At 74.6% G+C, this 17592-nt stretch carries 14 protein-coding genes; 6 read left to right on the forward strand and 8 right to left on the reverse strand.

Annotation, left to right across the window (positions count from 1 at the left end; translation table 11 throughout):
• Positions 1 to 3: 3 nt before the first annotated feature.
• The 4 genes from hutH to ACF089_RS05520 are packed head-to-tail and all read left to right on the forward strand — an operon-like array spanning position 4 to position 10479.
• A complete protein-coding gene (hutH, locus tag ACF089_RS05505; RefSeq protein ID WP_392022210.1) occupies positions 4 to 1575 on the forward strand; it encodes a histidine ammonia-lyase in 1572 nt (523 codons plus the stop codon).
• Positions 1575 to 5066: an amino acid adenylation domain-containing protein gene (locus ACF089_RS05510; RefSeq protein ID WP_392022213.1), complete on the forward strand. Its 3492-nt coding sequence runs from the start codon at positions 1575 to 1577 to the stop codon at positions 5064 to 5066. The genes hutH and ACF089_RS05510 overlap by 1 nt, the downstream gene beginning before the upstream one ends.
• A gap of 8 nt (positions 5067 to 5074) precedes the next feature.
• Positions 5075 to 8185, forward strand: a complete 3111-nt coding sequence (locus ACF089_RS05515; RefSeq protein WP_392022215.1) for a type I polyketide synthase — start codon at positions 5075 to 5077, stop codon at positions 8183 to 8185.
• A complete protein-coding gene (locus tag ACF089_RS05520) occupies positions 8182 to 10479 on the forward strand; it encodes an acyl-CoA dehydrogenase family protein (protein ID WP_392022217.1) in 2298 nt (765 codons plus the stop codon). Before ACF089_RS05515 ends, ACF089_RS05520 begins: the two co-directional genes overlap by 4 nt.
• A 265-nt stretch (positions 10480 to 10744) precedes the next feature.
• Here the strand turns inward: ACF089_RS05520 and ACF089_RS05525 are convergent, their stop codons facing one another.
• The 3 genes from ACF089_RS05525 to ACF089_RS05535 form a co-directional block, all read right to left on the reverse strand.
• The gene (locus tag ACF089_RS05525; RefSeq protein ID WP_392022219.1) at positions 10745 to 10975 is read right to left on the reverse strand and encodes a hypothetical protein; all 231 of its coding nucleotides are present in this window, start codon (positions 10973 to 10975) and stop codon (positions 10745 to 10747) included.
• Between the two features lie 230 nt (positions 10976 to 11205).
• On the reverse strand, positions 11206 to 11451 hold the full coding sequence (locus ACF089_RS05530) for an MFS transporter (protein ID WP_392022221.1): 246 nt from the start codon (positions 11449 to 11451) through the stop codon (positions 11206 to 11208).
• Complete coding sequence (locus tag ACF089_RS05535; RefSeq protein ID WP_392022223.1) at positions 11448 to 11930, reverse strand: hypothetical protein; 483 nt, start codon at positions 11928 to 11930, stop codon at positions 11448 to 11450. The genes ACF089_RS05530 and ACF089_RS05535 overlap by 4 nt, the downstream gene beginning before the upstream one ends.
• A 48-nt stretch (positions 11931 to 11978) precedes the next feature.
• Between ACF089_RS05535 and ACF089_RS05540 the strand changes: the two genes are divergently transcribed.
• Positions 11979 to 12263, forward strand: a complete 285-nt coding sequence (locus tag ACF089_RS05540) for a helix-turn-helix transcriptional regulator (RefSeq protein WP_392022225.1) — start codon at positions 11979 to 11981, stop codon at positions 12261 to 12263.
• Positions 12264 to 12305: 42 nt separating this feature from the next.
• Here the strand turns inward: ACF089_RS05540 and ACF089_RS05545 are convergent, their stop codons facing one another.
• On the reverse strand, positions 12306 to 12773 hold the full coding sequence (locus ACF089_RS05545) for a DUF2000 family protein (RefSeq protein ID WP_392022228.1): 468 nt from the start codon (positions 12771 to 12773) through the stop codon (positions 12306 to 12308).
• A gap of 49 nt (positions 12774 to 12822) precedes the next feature.
• On the opposite strand from ACF089_RS05545, the gene ACF089_RS05550 reads away from it, so the two are divergent.
• Positions 12823 to 13629 carry an AraC family transcriptional regulator gene (locus tag ACF089_RS05550; RefSeq protein WP_392022230.1) on the forward strand — a complete coding sequence of 269 codons (807 nt, stop codon included), beginning with the start codon at positions 12823 to 12825 and terminating at the stop codon, positions 13627 to 13629.
• Positions 13630 to 13778: 149 nt separating this feature from the next.
• On the opposite strand, the gene ACF089_RS05555 is transcribed toward ACF089_RS05550, so the two are convergent.
• Genes ACF089_RS05555 through ACF089_RS05570 form a run of 4 tightly spaced genes read right to left on the reverse strand, consistent with a single transcriptional unit; the run spans position 13779 to position 17418 of the window.
• On the reverse strand, positions 13779 to 14420 hold the full coding sequence (locus tag ACF089_RS05555; protein WP_392022232.1) for a response regulator: 642 nt from the start codon (positions 14418 to 14420) through the stop codon (positions 13779 to 13781).
• Entirely contained in the window at positions 14413 to 15732 is a 1320-nt protein-coding gene (locus ACF089_RS05560; protein ID WP_392022233.1) for a sensor histidine kinase, read from the reverse strand. The genes ACF089_RS05555 and ACF089_RS05560 overlap by 8 nt, the downstream gene beginning before the upstream one ends.
• Before the next feature lie 7 nt (positions 15733 to 15739).
• Positions 15740 to 16516: an ABC transporter permease gene (locus tag ACF089_RS05565; RefSeq protein ID WP_392022236.1), complete on the reverse strand. Its 777-nt coding sequence runs from the start codon at positions 16514 to 16516 to the stop codon at positions 15740 to 15742.
• On the reverse strand, positions 16513 to 17418 hold the full coding sequence (locus tag ACF089_RS05570; protein ID WP_392022238.1) for an ABC transporter ATP-binding protein: 906 nt from the start codon (positions 17416 to 17418) through the stop codon (positions 16513 to 16515). Before ACF089_RS05570 ends, ACF089_RS05565 begins: the two co-directional genes overlap by 4 nt.
• Positions 17419 to 17592: the final 174 nt, after the last annotated feature.

Consider the following 17592-nt stretch of genomic DNA (forward strand, 5'->3'; position numbering starts at 1 on the left):
GCGATGACGACGACAGAACCCACCCACCGCACCGGCCGCGCACCGCACGCCGGCGGCGAGGACCGGCCGACCGTGGAGATCACCTTCGAGCGCTACACCGTGGAGGAGCTGTACCGCATCGCCGTCACCGCGCCCCGCCTCGCGCTGGCCCCCGACGTGGCCGCGAAGATCGAGGCGGGCGGCCGGTACATCGAGCGGATATCCGGCGAGGACCGGCACATCTACGGAGTGAACACCGGCTTCGGTTCGCTGTGCGAGACCCGGATCGACCCGGCGGAGATGGTCGACCTCCAGCACAAACACCTCGTCTCGCACGCCTGCGGGGTCGGCGATCTGGTGCCCGAGCGGATCTCCCGGCTGGCGATGCTGGTCAAGCTGCTGACCTTCAGGGCCGGTTACAGCGGCATCACGCTGGAGACGGTCGAGCGGCTGCTCGAACTGTGGAACGCCGACGTGATCCCCGCGGTGCCGAAGAAGGGCTCCGTCGGCGCCAGCGGCGATCTCGCGCCGCTGGCCCACCTGGCGCTGCCGGTGATCGGCCTGGGCCGGGTGCATGTACGCGGCGAGGTGGTCGAGGCCGCCGGGGCGCTGGCCGAACTGGGCCTCCAGCCCCTGCGGCTGCGTCCGAAGGAGGGGCTGGCACTCACCAACGGCGTGCAGTACATCAACGCCCTGGCGGTGGACTCGGTGGTCCGCTGCGGCGAACTGATCGGCTCCGCCGACCTGACCGCCTCGCTCAGCATCCAGGGCTTCAGCTGTGCGGACACCTTCTACCAGCGGATCCTCCACGAGACATCGCTGCACCCCGAGCGCGGAGCGGTGGCGGCCAATCTGCGGAACCTGCTGGAGGGCAGCAACCACCACACCCTGCCCGGCTGCAACATCGCTCAGGAGGACCCGTACTCGTTCCGCTGCGTACCACAGGTGCACGGCGCGGTGCGGCAGACGTACGCGCACGTCAGAACGGTGATCGAGCAGGAGTGCAACAGCGTCTCGGACAACCCGCTGTTCTTCCCCGAGCACGACCGGGTGATCCTCGGCGGCAATCTGCACGGCGAGTCCACCGCCTTCGCGCTGGACTTCCTGGCCATCGCGATGAGCGAGCTGGCCAACATCGCCGAGCGGCGCACCTACCAGCTGCTGTCCGGCCAGCACGGGCTGCCCGACTTCCTCGCGCCCCGGCCCGGCCTCGACTCCGGTCTGATGGTCGCGCAGTACACCTCGGCCGCGCTGGTCAACGAGAACAAGGTGCTGGCCACCCCGGCCAGCATCGACACGATCCCCACCTGCCAGTTGCAGGAGGACCACGTCAGCATGGGCGCCACCAGCGCGTACAAGCTCGACACGATCCTCGACAACTGCGAGTACGTGCTCGCGATCGAACTGCTGGCCGCGGCGCAGGCGATCGACCTGAACGAGGAACTGCGGACCTCGGAGTGGGCCGCGCGGGTCCTGCGCGAATTCCGGGCGCGGGTGCCGCGGCTCGACGAGGACCGCCAGACCTCGATCGACATCGAGCGGTCCCGTGACCACCTGCGGACCCACCGGGCCGCCTGGGCCGCGGCCCTCGCCTGATGGCCGCCGACCCGGCGGATCAGCGGCGCGCCCTGGCCGAACTGCTGCTGCGCGAGCGCTTGCGCGCGACCGGCCCGGCGGCCGTCCCCCGCCGCCCGCCGGGGCCCGCCCCGCTGTCCTACCCCCAGCAGCGGCTGTGGCTGTTCGAGCAGGTGCGGCCGGGCACCACGGCGTACAACGAACTCTGCGCGGTACGGCTGCGCGGGCCGCTGGACGCGGTGCTGCTCGAACGGGCGCTGGCGGACCTGGTGCGGCGGCACGAGATCCTGCGCACCGGCTTCGAACTGCGCGACGGCCGGCCGGTGCAGATCGTCGCGCCCGAGGCCGCGGTGGACTTCGACGTCGAGGACCTCGGGCCGGCCGCCGACGGGCGGCCCGAAGACGGGCGTACCGAGGACGCGGCCGACCGGATCCGCGCCTCGGCCGCGCGCCCGTTCGACCTCGGCCGACCGCCGTTGCTCCGCGCCCGCCTGGTCAGGACCGGCTTCGACGATCACCTGCTCGGACTGGTCCTGCACCACCTGGTGACGGACGGCTGGTCCCTGCGCGTACTGCTCGGCGAGCTGATGACCCGCTACCGCGGACACCTCACCGGACACCCCGCCGAACTGCCCGAACTTCCCCTGCAGTACGCCGACTACGCGCACTGGCAGCGCTCCGCCGACCCGCCGGACGCCGTCGCCGGGCTGGCGTACTGGCGCGAGGAGCTGCGCGGGGCCCCGGCCGCGCTGGAGTTGCCGGCCGACCGGCCCCGGCCCGCCGTCCCCACGCACACCGGCGGCACGTGGACGTTCACGCTGCCGGCGGACCTGACCGCCCGGCTGCGCGGCCTCGCCGAGACCGAGCGGGCGACGCTGTTCATGGTGCTGCTCACCGGGTACGCGGCGCTGCTCGGCCGCTACAGCGGGCAGGACGAGGTGGTGATCGGGGTGCCGGTCGCGAACCGGGGCCGGACCAGCACCGAGCCGCTGATCGGCTGCTTCGTCAACACCGTCGCGGTACGGGTCCCGCTGGCGGGCGCACCGGCCTTCCGCGCCCTGCTGCGCCGGGTCCGCGACACCGTGGGCCGGGCGCTCGCCCACCAGGACGTGCCCTTCGAGCGGGTCGTCGAGGAGCTGCGCGCCCCCCGCGACATCGACCGCAACCCGGTCTTCCAGGTGATGTTCGCCCTGCACAACCCGCCCGTGCCGCTGCCCGCGACGCCGGGGCTGGTCGCGGAGCCGCTGCCCGACCTGCACACGGCCGCGAAGGTGGATCTGAACCTCGGCCTGGTCGAGACCGGGTCCGGCGGCCTGGAGGGGCATCTCGAATACAGCGCCGACCTCTACGACCGGGCGACGGCCGAGCGGATGGCCGGCCACCTGGCCGTCCTGCTCGGTGACGCCGCCTCGGAGCCGGACCGGCCCGTGGACCGGCTGGCGGTGCTCACCCCGGCCGAGACCGCGGCGCTCGCCGCGGACTGGCGGGACGGCGAGCCGCTCGCTCCCGGGGACACGGAGGCGCACGAGGAGCGGTCCGGGTTCGGGCCCGACGCCCGGCTGGACGAGCTGTTCGCCGCGCAGGCGGCGCGTACTCCGGCGAACGTCGCGGTCCGCGACGGCGCCGAGCGGATCAGATACGCCGAGCTGAGCCGTCAGGTCGCCGGGCTGGCTGCGCGGTTGCGGCAGGCCGGGGTGCGGCGGGGCACCCTCGTCGGCCTGTTCCTGGAGCGCGGCATCGACCAGGTGACCGCGATCCTCGGGGTGCTCGCGGCGGGCGGCGCCTATGTGCCCGTCGACCCGTCGGGGCCGCTCGACCGCACCCGCCGGGTCCTCGCGGACGCCGGGACCGCGGTGGTCGTCACGCACCGCGGGCTCGACGCCCAGGCGCCGGCCCCGGAGGGCGCCGCGATCCTGGACCTCGACGGCCTGGACCTCCACGACCGGGACCTCGATGGCCTGGACCTCGACGGCCGGGAAAAGGCGGACGCCCCGCGTTCCGAACCCGCCCCGCGTTCCGAACCCGCCCGGCGCGTCGAGCCCGCCGGGCCCCCGTCGTCGGCGGACCTGGCGTACGTGATCTACACCTCGGGTTCGACCGGCGCGCCCAAGGGCGTCCTGGTGGAGCACCGGCAGGTCGTGTGGCTCTTCCGCGCCGCCCACGCCCTGCTCGCGCCCGACGAGCACGACGTGTGGACGATGTTCCACGCCCACACCTTCGACGTCTCGGTCTGGGAGGTCTTCGGCGCGCTGCTGCACGGCGGGACGCTGGTGGTGGTGCCGCACGCGGTCAGCCGATCGCCCGCGGCCCTGCACCGCCTGCTGGACGAGCACCGGGTCAGCGTCCTGAGCCAGACCCCGACCGCCTTCTACGGACTCGTGGAGGCGGACGCGGCGGCCCCGCCGCTGCCCGGCCTGCGCGCGGTGGTGCTGGCCGGCGAACGCCTCGACCCGCGCCGGCTCGGCCACTGGTTCGCCCGCTACGGCGACGACCGGCCCCAGGTGCTCAATCTGCTCGGTGCCACCGAGACGACGGTGCACTCCTACTGGCGGCGGATCCGGAACGCCGACGCGGCGCACCCGCGCAGCCCGGTCGGCGCACCGCTGCCCGAGGTGCGGCGGCTGGTGGTCGACGGCCTGTCGCAGCCGGTGCCGATCGGGGTGCCCGGCGAACTGCTGACCGCCGGCCCCGGTGTCGCCCGCGGCTACCTCGGCCGGCCGGAGCTGGACGCGGAGCGCTTCGTCCCCGCGCCGTTCGGCGGCCCGGGGCGCGCCTACCGGACCGGCGACATGGTGCGGCGCACCGCCGACGGCGACATGGAGTACCTGGGCCGCGGCGACGATCAGGTCAAGATCCGCGGATTCCGGGTGGAAATGGGCGAGGTCGAGGCGGCGCTGCGGATGTATCCCGGGGTGCGCGACGCCGTGGTGAGCCTGGACGCGGCGGCGCCCGGCGGCGCCCGGCTGGTCGCGCACGTGGTGCCGGGACACGGCACGCCCGGGTCCGCCGAGGCCGCGCGGCTGCGGGACTTCCTGCGCGGCCGGCTGCCGGACTACATGCTGCCCGCGGCGATCGGTGTGATCCCCGAAGTGCCGCTGACCAGCAGCGGCAAGGTGGACCGTACAGCGCTGCCGCCGCCCTCGGCCCCCGCCGCCGAGCACGCCTTCAGCCCGGCGCGCACCGAGACCGAGCGGTTCGTCGCCGGCGTCTTCGCCGAAGTGCTCGGCCTGGACCGGGTCGGCGCGCGGGACGGATTCTTCGAACTCGGCGGCCATTCGGTGCTCGCGGTCCAGGCCCACCAGCGGCTGGTCGCCCGCGCTCCCGGGCTCGAGGTCATCGACCTCTTCCAGCATCCGACGCCGCGCCGGCTGGCCGGCCGGATCGACGCCCTCACCGACGCTCCGGCGGATCCGGGCGCGCCGGCCGCGCTCTCCCCGGCCCGCGGCCGGGGCGCCGCACGCCGGGCCTCGCTGTCCGGGCGGGCCGCACCCGACCCTGTGAAGGAGCAGTGAACGGTTCCATGACGGATGCCAACCTGTCGGATCCCGGGCCGAGCGCGCCCGGCGTCCCGCCCGACGCCGTCGCCGTGATCGGGATGGCCGGCCGCTTCCCGGGCGCGCCCTCGGTCGACGCGCTGTGGCGCAATCTGTGCGAGGGCCGTGAGTCCGTCACCGTCTTCTCACCCGACCGGCTCGCCGCCGCGGGCGTCCCCGAGCGGGAACGCTCCGATCCCGCGTACGTCCCGGCCCGTGCGGTCCTCGACGGCGTCGAGCTGTTCGACTCGGCGTTCTTCGGGTTCAGCGCCCGGGACGCCGACCTCCTGGACCCGCAGCAGCGGATCTTCCTGGAGTGCGCCTGGGAGGCGGTGGAGCACGCGGGGTACGACACCGCGCGCCATCCGGGCCACACGGCGGTCTTCGGCGGCGCGGCGATCAGCACCTATCTGCTCGGCCTGCTGGCGGACCCGGCCCTCGTCGCGTCGGTCGGCGGCTACCGGATCCTGCTGGCCAACGACAAGGACCACCTGACCACCCGGGTCGCGCATCTGCTCGATCTGCGCGGCCCCGCCGTCACCGTGCAGACGTCCTGCTCGACATCGCTGGTGGCCGTGCACCTGGCCACGCAGGCGCTGCTGACCGGGCAGTGCGACATGGCGCTGGCCGGCGGGGTGGCGGTGAGCCTGCCGCAGACCGCCGGCTACCGCTACGAGCAGCAGGGCATCATGGCGCCCGACGGGCACTGCCGGGCCTTCGATGCCTCCGCCGCCGGTACGGTGCCGGGCGCCGGCGCCGGAGTGGTCGTGCTGAAGCGGGCCGTGGACGCGCTGGCCGACGGCGACACCCTGCACGCGCTGATTCTCGGCTCCGCGATCAACAACGACGGGGCCGCCAAGTCCGGTTACACCGCGCCGAGCGCGCGCGGCCAGGCCGAGGTGATCGCCGAGGCGATCGGGGCGGCGGGCGTCGACCCGGGATCGATCGGCTATGTGGAGGCGCACGGCACCGGCACCGCGCTCGGCGACCCGATCGAGGTCGCCGCGCTGGCCGAGGCGCTGGAACGAAACGGCGCGGCGGCCGAGGCGCCTGACCGGGACGGCGCGGCGGCCGCATGCGTGCTCGGCTCGGTCAAGACGAACCTCGGCCACCTCGACGTGGCCGCCGGCGTGACCGGCCTGATCAAGGCGACCCTCGCGCTGCGCGAGGGCGTCCTCCCGCCGACGCTCCACTTCGAGAAGCCCAACCCGCACAGCCGCCTGGCCGCCGCGGGCTTCACGGTCACCTCCGAGGCGGCCGGATGGCCGCCCCGGAACGGGCCGAGGCGAGCCGGCGTCAGCTCGTTCGGGATCGGCGGCACCAACGCGCACCTGGTGCTCCAGGAGCCGCCGCCGAGCGCGCCGGGGGACGACCCGGCACGGGAGCGGCAGATCCTCACGCTCTCCGGCGCGACACCGCGGGCCCTCGCCGACGCGGCGGCGCATCTGGCCGAGCATCTGCGCACCCGCCCGACGGCCGCGCTGGCGGACACCGCCTACACCCTCCAGGTCGGCCGCAGACAGCTGCGCCACCGGTGGGCCGTGCCGTGCGGGAGCACCGAGGACGCCCTGGCCGCGCTCGACGGAGTGTCCGCCTCCGGCGGCGACGACGCGGCGGACGCGGACCGCCGGGTCGTGTTCGCCTTCCCCGGCCAGGGAGCCCAGCGCGCCGGCATGGCGGCCCTGCTGTACGAGTCCGAGCCCGCCTTCCGCGCCACGGTCGACCGGTGCGCCGGGATCCTGGTCCCGCATCTCGGCTTCGATCTGCGGGGGCCGGTCTTCGGCTCCGGCGGCCGCGCGGACGCGCCCTACGGCCTCGACGACACCGCGCTCGCACAGCCCGCGCTGTTCGTCGTCGAGTACGCGCTGGCGAAGCTGTGGACCGGGTGGGGCGTCGTGCCCGAGGCGATGATCGGGCACAGCGTCGGCGAGCTGACCGCCGCGTGCCTCGCGGGCGTGTTCGCCCTCGACGACGCCCTCGCGCTGGTCGCGGCGCGCGGCCGTCTGGTGCAGGGCCTGCCGCCGGGGAGCATGCTGAGCGTCGGCCTGCCGGAGGACGAGCTGCGCGACCTCGCGAAGGGCGGGATCGCGCTGGCCGCCGTCAACGGGCCCCGCCTCGGGGTGCTCTCCGGCCCGGCCCGGGAGATCGACGAGTGCGCCCGGCGCCTGGCCGACCGCGATGTCGCGGTGGGGCGGCTGCGCACCTCGCACGCCTTCCACTCCGCGATGCTCGACCCGGTGCTCGACGCGTTCGCCGCGCTGGTGGGCCAGGCTCCCCGGCACGAACCGCGCATCCCGTACGTGTCGAACGTGACCGGCGACTGGGTGACCGCCGCGCAGGCGGGCAGCCCGGCGTACTGGGCCGAACACCTGCGTACGACGGTCAGGTTCGGCGCGGGCCTGAACACGCTACTGGACGGGGCGCCGCGCGTGCTGCTCGAAGTCGGCCCCGGCGGGGCTCTCGGCTCCCTCGCCCGGCGGGCCGGCGGGGCCGCCCGCCCGGTGACGGTCGCCTCGCTGCCGGCCGACGACCCGGCGGCGGCGGGCGGCGCCCGGCTGCCCGACGCGCTGGCCCGGCTGTGGACGGCCGGCGTCGGCGTCGACTGGGCGGCCTACCACGCGGGCGAACGGCGGGCGCGGGTGCCGCTGCCGACCTATCCCTTCCAGCGGCGGCGGCACTGGGTGGAGGCCGCGGGCCGCCACCCGCACGTCGACCCGGCGGTCCCCGTGCCCGCGGACGCGCGGGCCGTCGCGGCCGCCCCCGAAGCCCCGGCCGTCCCCGCGTCCCCGGCCGCCGCCGAGCCGCCTCGCACCGAGGTCGAGCGGGTCGTCGTCGCCGTGTGGCGGGACATGCTCGGCGAGGAGGCGATCGGCGTGCACGACGCCTTCGTCGACCTCGGCGGGCACTCGCTGCTCGCCACCCAGGTCACCGCCCGGCTGCGCGAACGCTTCGCGGTGCCGCTGACCGTCGAGGAACTGTTCGACCTGCGCACCGCCGCCCGGCTGTCCGAGCGGATCGAGGAAGCGCTGAACGAACGGCTCGACCTGCTCTCGGACGAGGAGGTCGCCCGACTGGTGGCCGAGGAGGAGCCGACATGACCGAAATCGCCCTCACCGCCCAGCAGCGGAGCTTCGCCGACGAGATCGCCGCCTTCTTCGACCAGGGGCCGATGAGCGCCGCCGTCGCCGCCTACCACGACGCCGATCCGGCCGCGCCCGACCGGACCGACGCGCTCCGCGCGGCGCACCGGGTGCTCGGCGCCCGGGGCCTGCTCGCCCCCGGTTGGCCGAGCGCCTACGGCGGGCGCGGCCTGGGACCCGTCGAGACGGCCCTGGTCCATCGCGAGCTGGTCCGGCACGGACTGCCCGACCTGCTGTTCGTGGTGTCGGTCTGCTACGCGGGCAACCTGCTGCTGCTCGCCGCCGACGACTCGGTACGCGAGGAGTTCCTGCCGCGGATCGCGTCCGGCGAGCTGACCTCGTGCACGCTCTACAGCGAGTCGGGAGCCGGCTCCGACCTGGCCGCGCTGCGGACGCGCGCGGAACCGGCCCCGGGCGGCGGCTACCGGCTGTTCGGCGTCAAGACCTACAGTCAGGCGACCGAGCACGCCCGCTACGGACTGGTGGCGGCCCGCACCGCGCCTGCGGGCGACACACCCCACCAGGGCATCACCCTCTTCTGGGCGCCGCTGGAGGGCCCCGGGGTCGCCGTACGGCCGGAGCCGTGTCTGAGCGACCACCCGTTCAGCGTCGTCGAATTCGACGGCCTGCACGTCCCCGACGCGTACGTGGTCGGGGCGCCGGGCGAGGCCTGGCCGCTGCTGAACGCGGCGCTGGCGGTCGAGCGCACCGGTCTGGAGGCCCATCTGAAGCTGCGCGGCTGGCTGGACACCCTGGCCGCCAGGATTCGCGCGAGCGAGGCCCCCGTCGCCCCCGCCGCCGAGGCGGCCCTCGCCGACCTGGAGATCCGGGTCGACGCGGGCGGATTCCTGGCCTGGGAGCAGATCGGCCGGCAGGCGCACGGCGAACTCGACCATGTCGGCGCGGCGATGTCGAAGTGGTGGAACACCGAGCAGGCCCGCCCGCTCGTCCGCCTGGCCCAGGACCTCGGCCCGGCCGCCGACCCGCCCGGCGCCGCGCCCGGCTCCCGGCCCGGGGACTGGTACCGCGAGGCGCCGGGCCTCACCCTGTCCGCGGGATCCTCCGAGATCATGCTGCACTCGATCGCGGGCGCGCATCTGCGGGTCCAGACCGCGGACGCGGCGGCCGGCGAGCTGGACGACGCGGCGGCGGGCTTCCGACGCCGCCTGCGCGGCTTCCTGGCGGCGGAGTTCCCCGACCTGGTCGCCGCCGCGGCGGGCGCCGCCGTCGCGGCCGGACCGGACCGGGGGCCCGGCGACGCGTGGGCCGCCCTGGTCCGGAGCGGCGCGGTGCGGCTCACCTTGCCGACCGGGGCCGGAGGGCTCGGGTCGGGGCTCGCCGACTCCGTGGTCGCGGCCGAGGAGTTCGGCCGCGTGCTGCTGCGCGCTCCGTATCAGGACACCGTCGCGGTGGCGGAACTCGCCGGGGCGGAAGGCCCCCGCCGCACCTGGGCCGAGCGGGCGGCACGCGGGGCGCTCACGGCGGCCCTGGCCGCCGGTCCCGCCGGGCTGCGCGGCGCCGGTCCCGCCGGGGATCTCCCGCTGCTGCGAGGAGGGACGCTGACCGGCCGGGCGACCGCCGTGCCGCACGCCGACACGGCGGAACTCCTCGTGGTCGCGGCGCTCCCCGCCGACGGCCCCGGCCTTCCGGAGAGCGCGGAAGCGGTCCTCGTGGCGGTCCGCCGCGACCAGCCGGGCGTCGTTCTGGACCGTGAGGACGCGCTCGGCCTCACCGACCTGTACACCGTGCGGTTCCGGAAGGCGGAGGTCGTCGCGGACGGCGTCCTGACCGGGGTCGGCGACGCGCCGTTCGCCGCCCTGCTCGACCGATACCAGCTGCGTCAGGCCGGCTACCTGCTGGGACTGTCCGCACAGGTCTTCGACCTGACGCTCGATCACACCAAACGGCGCCGGCAGTTCGGGCAGTCGATCGCGTCCTTCCAGCACGTCTCGCTGCGGCTGGCCGCGCTCACCGCCCGGCTGTTCGCGGCGCGTACGCTCATCGGGGGCCTCGCGCTGCGGCACGACCGGGGCACGGTCGACCCCGCGCGTTCCGCCGCCGCGCTGGCGCTCGTCGCCGACCTCGCCCGCGATACGACCGCCGACGCGGTCCAGCTGCACGGCGCCCACGGCTACACGCTCAAGGCGCCGGTCCAGCGCTTCTACCGGCACGCCGCCGTCGAGAGCCGTCGGCTCGGCAGCCCCCAGGAGCTGCGCGCCTGGGCCGCCGCCCACTGGCTGCCCGGCTCCTGACCGGGCAGCGGGCGCGGCGCCGTGCGGGCCGCACGGCCGGTCAGCCGATCGTGTACTGGTCGTAGACGTCGAGGAGATCCTCATCGGCGGCGAGCGGAATGTCCGGCGGCATCCGGCACGCCGTCGCCGACAGCCGCGCCAGGGCCCGCAGCCCCGGCAGGGCCTCCTCGGCGATCGGCTCCCGCCCGAACTCCCACTCCTGGGCGGTCTGCTCCAGCAGCCGGCTCCCGGCCTCGGCGGCTCCGGCACCCTCGTCCGTGAGATGTCAGAGTCCCTCGACGGGGATGCTCCGGCACTCCCGGACCAGACGCTCGCGCACCAGCGGGCCGGCCCCCTGCCAGGAATCCGGCAGCCGCCGCCCGCCGAGGACCGCGTGAGCGCGCTCCTCGGCCTCGGCGAGCCGCTCCGCGGCCACCGCGAGCACGGTCAGCGCGTACGGGCGCTCGCCGTGCCAGTGCGTGACGAGCAGGTGGCGGGAGTCCGCCGGCGGACGCACGATTCTGTCCTGCCCTTCGGGAAGCCGGTGTCGTATGCGGGAACGGCGGACACGGATCTCGCTCCGGATCCGTGTCCGCCGCCGTCGATCATGAACTCAGTCAAGCGCATGCGGTCGCGGCGGCTGCCGGGAGGGCCCCGGTCGGCCGTGCGCCCCCTGCCCCTCGTACCCGTACTCGTGTCCGCGCCGCCACCCGGCCTTCCCGCCGTCGAGCCGCGGGACCCGGAGCGTCATGGGCGAGGAGGGCGTCGCCGGCGGGGCGTGAGCGTGACTGCGATCAGCCCGGCGACCAGCGGGAAGGCGGCGACCAGGCCCAGCGCGGTGGCGAGCGGCATCGACTGGGCGAGTGCGCCGGCCGTGGCGCTGCCGATCCCGCCGCCGACGAAGAAGCTCAGGTTGAGCAGCCCCATCGCACCGCCCCGGAGCGCCGGTTCGACCCGGGCCGACAGCAGCGCGGTGGCGACGACCTGGGTCACCGCGAAGGCGGCGAACCCCAGTGAGGCCCCGATGACGAGCTGCGTCGGGCCGGTCCCGCGAGCGAGGCCGCCAGCGCCCCGGCGGTCGCCAGGGCGACGACGGCGAGCAGCCGGCTGCCCCCGGGCCCCGCCGTCAGCCGCCCCGCGACCCGGGACAGCACCGCCCCGGCCACCGCGCCGGGCAGCATCCGGCCGCCGACGGCGAGAACGCTCCAGCCGCTGTCGCGGACGAGGATCTGCGGCACCGCGTACATCGCGGCGAACAGTCCGGCGTACACCCCGATGCCGGTGACGGCGGCGCGGACGAACGTGCTGTCGGTGATCAGCGCGCGGGGTACGAAGGCGTTCTGGACGGTACGGGCCCGCCGGACGGTCCCGGCGAGCGAGGCCGGCAGCGCGGCGGCGAGCGCGACGACGACGGGAACGGGGAGGCCGAGCGCGAAGGACTGGATCAGCAGCCCCGTCGGCTCATCTGCCACGCCTCCTGCCTGCGACAGGCCGACGGCGCGCCGGGGCCGTCGGCCGTCGTGATCGAACCGGCGAGAGCATCCGACATCACCCCCCTCGTCGTCGACGCGTACGGGCTGACGGACCGTGAGACGGAGGTGACCCAGTGCGTGGCGCGCGGCCTCCCCACCGGTGAGATCGCCGCACGACTGCGTCTGTCGCCGCACACCGTGCGCGACCACATCAAGGCGGTCTTCGAGAAGACCGGCGTCTCCAGCCGGGGCGAGCTGGTCGGGAAGCTGTTCACGGAGTACTACGCGCCGGTCGCCGAGCAGGGCACGATCCGCACCGTCGTCACGGGCTGAGCGCTCCGGGCGCCCGAGCGCCGACGGCCGGGGCGAGATCTCTCAGGGGTGCATGCGCGAGCCCTTGAGGGCTTTGTCCACCGCGTTCCGCGGCCCGTACACGGCCATGCCGACCAGATCGAGCCGGTCCTTGCCGACGGCCCGCACCGCCGCCCGGTTGTCCCGGTCGTTGCCCGTGTGGAACAGGTCCGACGTGAACACGGCCCTCGGCAGTGATCGTGACAGGACACGGGTGTGCGCGGCGGTCAGCGTCTCCTTGGACCCTTCGAAGACCAGCACCGGCTGGCGGAACATCGGCAGATACGGAGTGCCGTCGGCGTCCGCGTACGGCTCGCCGATCACCTCGGGGGCCATGGCGCCGAGCCCGCTGACGAGGAAGGCCGTCACATTCAGCCGCTGCCAGGTCTCGAGATCGTCGCGCAGCAGGACAGCGATCTTGCTGTCGAGGCGGAGAGGCGCGCCCGCGATCCCCGCGCCGGTCTGGTTCATGGTCTCGGTCTCGGATTTCATGCTGTGAGACTCCCGGGTGCGGACCACTCCCGTCTTGTACGTTCTTAGCGTGACGCCCCGGCCCGAGATCTCCGCCTGGCGCCCGTCGGTCCCGGGTGTCGTGGAGGTCTTCCACGCCCACTTCACCGAGCACGCGTACCCCATGCATGTGCACGACGCGTGGACCCTGCTGATCGTCGACGACGGCACGGTCCGATACGACCTGGACCGCCACCGGCGCGCGACTCCGGGCGACACCGTGAGCCTCCTCCCGCCGCAGGTTCCGCACAACGGCTCGCCCGCCGGCCCCCAGGGCTTCCGCAAGCGCGTGGTCTACCTCGACATGACGCGTCTGGACGAGAGCTTCATCGGGCCTGCGGTCGACGGCCCGGACCTCGCCGATCCCGTCCTGCGCCGACGCGTGGCACAACTGCACACGGCCCTCGCCGACCGGGGCGACGAGTTCGAGGCCGAAAGCCGTCTGGCCCTCATCGGCGAGCGCCTGGGCCGGCACCTGCGCCCCGGAGCGGCCGTCGCCGATACGAGACCCCCCGCCCACGGCGTCGCCCGGAACCTGCGCGACCTCCTCGACGGGCGACTGCTCGAAGGCCTCGCCCTCGAAGAGGCCGCGCGTCTGCTCCACGCCCACCCCGCGCACCTCGTACGCGCCTTCAGCGGCGCTTTCGGGATCGCCCCCCACCAGTACGTGATGTCCCGGCGCGTCGACCTGGCCCGCCGTCTCCTGCTCGACGGCCGGCCGCCGGTGGAGGTGGCGACCGCCGCGGGCTTCTACGATCAGTCGCACCTCACCCGGCACTTCAAGCGGATCGTGGGGATCGCCCCGGGCAGATACGCCCGTTCCTCGGCCGCCATGTGACCGTGCGTCCGCCGTGGACGCCCGTTGTCCGCGTTCCGCGGTCGATCTTCTCGGAGCATCCGCTCACCGCGCGGCTTCCGGAACAAGAGCCGAGGCCGTTTCCCGCGCCGTTGTTCTGTCTGGGCGGACTGCTTCCCCGGCCGCGCGGCTCACCCCAGAATGCCGCGGTCGTACCCCACCGCCACCGCGGCCGCCCGGTCCTTGACGCCCAACTTTCCGTACAGATGCGTGAGATGGGTCTTGACCGTCGCCTCGCTGATGAAGAGTTCCCGGGCGATCTCGCGGTTCGAGGTGCCCCTGGCGACGAGTTCGAGCACCTCGCGCTCGCGGGCCGAGAGCACCTTGGCCGCCGGGGCGGCGGGATTCCGGACGGCGCTGACGAGGCGGGACGCGACGGCGGGGGACAGGACGGTGCGCCCCTCGGCGGCGGCGCGGACCGCGGTGAACAGCTCGTCGCGGGGAGCGTCCTTGAGGAGGTAGCCGGTGGCGCCGGCCTCGATCGCGGGGATGGTGTCGGAGTCCGTGTCGTACGTGGTGAGCACGAGGACCTTGGCGCGGGCGCCGGACCGGGTGAGTTCGGCGATCGCCCGCACTCCGCCGCCGGCGGGCATGCGCAGGTCCATGAGGACGACGTCCGGGTCGAGGCGCCGGGCGAGTTCCACCCCCTCGACGCCGCCCGCGGCCTCGCCCAGGACGTCGAAGCCGGGATCGGAGGCGAACATGCCGCGCAGACCGTCCCGGACGACGGGGTGGTCGTCGACGATGAGCAGGGTGATGATCGGTTCAGTCATGGCGTACCAACGGTACGCGGGCGCTGATCGCGGTGCCCCGACCGGGTTCCGACTCGACGGCGAGGGCGCCGGCGATGCGTTCGGCGCGGGCGCGCATCCCGTCGAGGCCGAAGCCGCCGCCGCCGGTGCGCGGCACCTCGGCGAGGTGGTCGAAGCCGCGGCCGTCGTCGCGTACGTCCAGGGTGACCTCGTCGCCCATGTAGGACAGGGTGACGCCCGCGCGGAAGGCGCCGGAGTGACGGGCGGTGTTGGCGAGCGCCTCCTGGGCGATCCGCAGAAGAGTGGCGGCGACCTCGCCGTGCAGGGGCTCCTCGGCGCCGGTGACGGTGAACCGGGCGGTGACCCCGGTGCGCTCGGACCATTCGCCGACGGTCTTCCGCAGCGCCTGGGAGAGCGTGTCGTGCTCCAGGGCGGCCGGGGAGAGATTCTGTACGGATCGCCGGGCCTCGCCCAGGGAGCGCCGGGCCAGTGACTGGGCGCGGTCCAGGTGCTCTCGGGCCAGGCCCGGATCGGCGGTGGAGGAGACCACCTGGAGCTGGGCGATGACGCCGGTCAGACCCTGCGCGATGGTGTCGTGGATCTCGGCGGCGAGGCGGCGGCGCTCGTCGGCGACGCCGGCCTCCCGCGCCTGGAGCACGAGCTGGGCGTGGAGGGCGGCGTTCTCGGCGAGGGCCCGCTCCAGAGCGGCGATGGTCTCGGCCCGCTCCTCGGCCTTCTCGGTCTCCTTGGCGACGAGGCGGTCGAGGCCGATGGTGAGCGTCGCGTTGAAGGCGAGCAGGGTGCCGAAGGCGACCCACCGCCCCAGGGAGTCCGGCGGCAGACCGCCGGACTGGGAGCCCGCCACGGCGACGGCGGTCACCATCAGCCCCGCCCGGGCGGCGCGCGGCGGCAGCAGCTGCCCGGCGTCGAAGTAGCCGAGGCACGCGTAGATCGAGAAGAAGGGGTTGAGCCAGGTCAGGGCGAAGGCGAGGGCGGTGCGCAGCGCGAAGTGGACGCGGCCGGCGCGGGTCCCCTCGGGCAGCACCCGAGCGCCGTGCCTCTGCCGCCCCTCACCGGCCGTACGCCCGTCACCGGCCGTAGGATCCGCCCCCGCCGCCCCCGCCGCCCCCGCCGCGAGCAGCCGGGGCACGGCCCGCGACCACCACGCCTGCACGGCCAGCACGGCGAGGAGCAGAGCACCCGCGGCGTACATCTCCCGCCGGGTCATCAGGAGGGGGGCGGCCACGGCTCCGAGCAGTGTGGCGAGGCCCAGCAGGGCGTACGGGCCGTACCGGAAGAACTGCGCCCAGCGCTCCTCGACCGTCGTCGTCATGGCCGGACTACTCCCACCTGAACCAGCGGCGGGCCCCGCCGATCAGCAGAACCGCCCACAGCGCGGTGACCCCAAGATGCGTCCAGCTCGGCCACTGTCCCGCGGCGGCCGCGTCGAGAGCCTGCGCGGCCGCGCCCAGCGGGGTGAGGGTCACGATGCGCTGGAGGACGTCGGGCATGGCCGCGACCGGAAGCCAGACGCCGGAGGCGAACATCAACGGGAAGAACACCGCCGAGCTTACCGCCTGGGTGATCTTGGTGGTGCGGCAGAGGGCGGAAATGACGGCGCCGAGCCCCAGGCTCGCCAGGGTGACGAGAGCGAGCGCCACCAGGTATCCGAAGAACTGGCGGGGCAGGGCCACGCCGAACACGATCCGGCCCGCGGCGAGGGCGAGCAGCGCGGAGACGGCGATGGCGACGGCGTGCAGGGCGATCTGCGCGCCGACGAGAGAACCGGCCCGCACCGGGGTGCTGGACATGCGGCGCAGGATGCCGCGCTCGCGATAGCCGGTGAGCACGGGCGGCAGGGCCTGGAGCCCGGCCATGATCACGGCGATCAGGATCGCGACGGGGACATAGAGGTCCACGACCCGCAGACCGCCCAGATCGGCCTTGTGCTCCCGGTTGGACGGGACGGCCCCCAGGATGCACAGCAGGACCGTGGGGAAGGCCAGCACCCAGAACAGGGACGCGGGCTCGCGCAGCATCAGGCGCGCCTCGGCCTTGAGGACGGCGACGCCGCTGCCCCTGACGGCGGCCGTCCGGCCGCGGGTGACAGCGCTCATGCGTCCGGTCCCGTCGTGAGGTTGAGGTAGGCGTCGTCCAGAGTGGCCTCGGTGACCCGGAGCTGATGGGCCGAGACACCCAGCCCGGCGAGCAGCGAGAGCACGGCGTGCACGGTCTCGTCCGTGCCGTTGACCACGATCCGGCCGTCCTCGTGCGTCACGGACGCCACCGAGGGCAGTTCGGCCAGCAGCCGCGTATCCAGCGGGGCCGAGGGCGTGAAGGAGATCGCCGTGCCGCCCGCGGTACGCCCGATCAGCCCGGCCGGGGTGTCCAGCGCGGTGATCCGGCCCTTGTCGATCAGGGCCGCCCGGTCGCACAGACGGTGCGCCTCCTCCATGAAGTGCGTCACCAGCAGCACCGTGACACCACGGTCGCGAATGTCCTGGATGAGCCGCCAGGTGTCGCGCCGGGCGCGCGGGTCGAGACCGGTGGTCAGCTCGTCCAGTACGACGACGCGGGGGTTGCCCACCAGCGCGAGGGCGATGGACAGCCGCTGCTTCTGACCGCCGGAGAGCTTCGCGAACCGGGTACGGAGCTTGTCGCCGAGCCCCAGGCGCTCGGCGAGGGCGCGCCAGTCGGCCGGATCCGGATAACAGGCCGCGTAGAGTGCGAGCGCCTCACGGACGGTGATCCTGGGCTGTAGCTCGCTCTCCTGGAGCTGCGCGCCCAGGACGCGGGTGACGGCGTCCCGCTCGGCGACGGGGTCGTACCCGGCGACGCGGACACTGCCGCCGTCGGGCCGCCGCAGTCCCTCCACGCACTCGACCGTGGTGGTCTTGCCCGCGCCGTTGGGGCCGAGGATCCCGAAGATCTCTCCCTCCTCGACGCCGAAGGACACGCCGTCGACGGCCCTCTTGTCCCCGTAGGCCTTGCGCAGGCCGCTGACTTCGATGATTGACATGCCGATGAGCCTGCCGCCGCGCGGCAGGGGCGCGCATCGGCCTTCCCGCTCGAAAGACCATCGGCCGATCGGCTGATGGCGGGGTACGACAGGGCAGAGGGTCGCCGAAATCGTCCCTGCCCATGACGAGTCGCGACACACCGTCCCCCAGCAGCCTCACGTACCGGCCCGTCG

Source organism: Streptomyces sp. NPDC014894 (genome assembly GCF_043080985.1).
Taxonomy (GTDB): Bacteria; Actinomycetota; Actinomycetes; order Streptomycetales; family Streptomycetaceae; genus Streptomyces.

Excerpts from the sequence above, each read along its gene's own strand:
- ACF089_RS05545 (WP_392022228.1), bottom strand. The coding sequence starts at position 12,773 with ATGAAATCCGAGACCGAGACCATGAACCAGACCGGCGCGGGGATCGCG.
- ACF089_RS05520 (WP_392022217.1), top strand. The coding sequence starts at position 8,182 with ATGACCGAAATCGCCCTCACCGCCCAGCAGCGGAGCTTCGCCGACGAG.
- hutH (WP_392022210.1), top strand. The coding sequence starts at position 4 with ATGACGACGACAGAACCCACCCACCGCACCGGCCGCGCACCGCACGCC.
- ACF089_RS05555 (WP_392022232.1), bottom strand. The coding sequence starts at position 14,420 with ATGACTGAACCGATCATCACCCTGCTCATCGTCGACGACCACCCCGTC.
- ACF089_RS05515 (WP_392022215.1), top strand. The coding sequence starts at position 5,075 with ATGACGGATGCCAACCTGTCGGATCCCGGGCCGAGCGCGCCCGGCGTC.
- ACF089_RS05570 (WP_392022238.1), bottom strand. The coding sequence starts at position 17,418 with ATGTCAATCATCGAAGTCAGCGGCCTGCGCAAGGCCTACGGGGACAAG.
- ACF089_RS05510 (WP_392022213.1), top strand. The coding sequence starts at position 1,575 with ATGGCCGCCGACCCGGCGGATCAGCGGCGCGCCCTGGCCGAACTGCTG.
- ACF089_RS05565 (WP_392022236.1), bottom strand. The coding sequence starts at position 16,516 with ATGAGCGCTGTCACCCGCGGCCGGACGGCCGCCGTCAGGGGCAGCGGC.
- ACF089_RS05560 (WP_392022233.1), bottom strand. The coding sequence starts at position 15,732 with ATGACGACGACGGTCGAGGAGCGCTGGGCGCAGTTCTTCCGGTACGGC.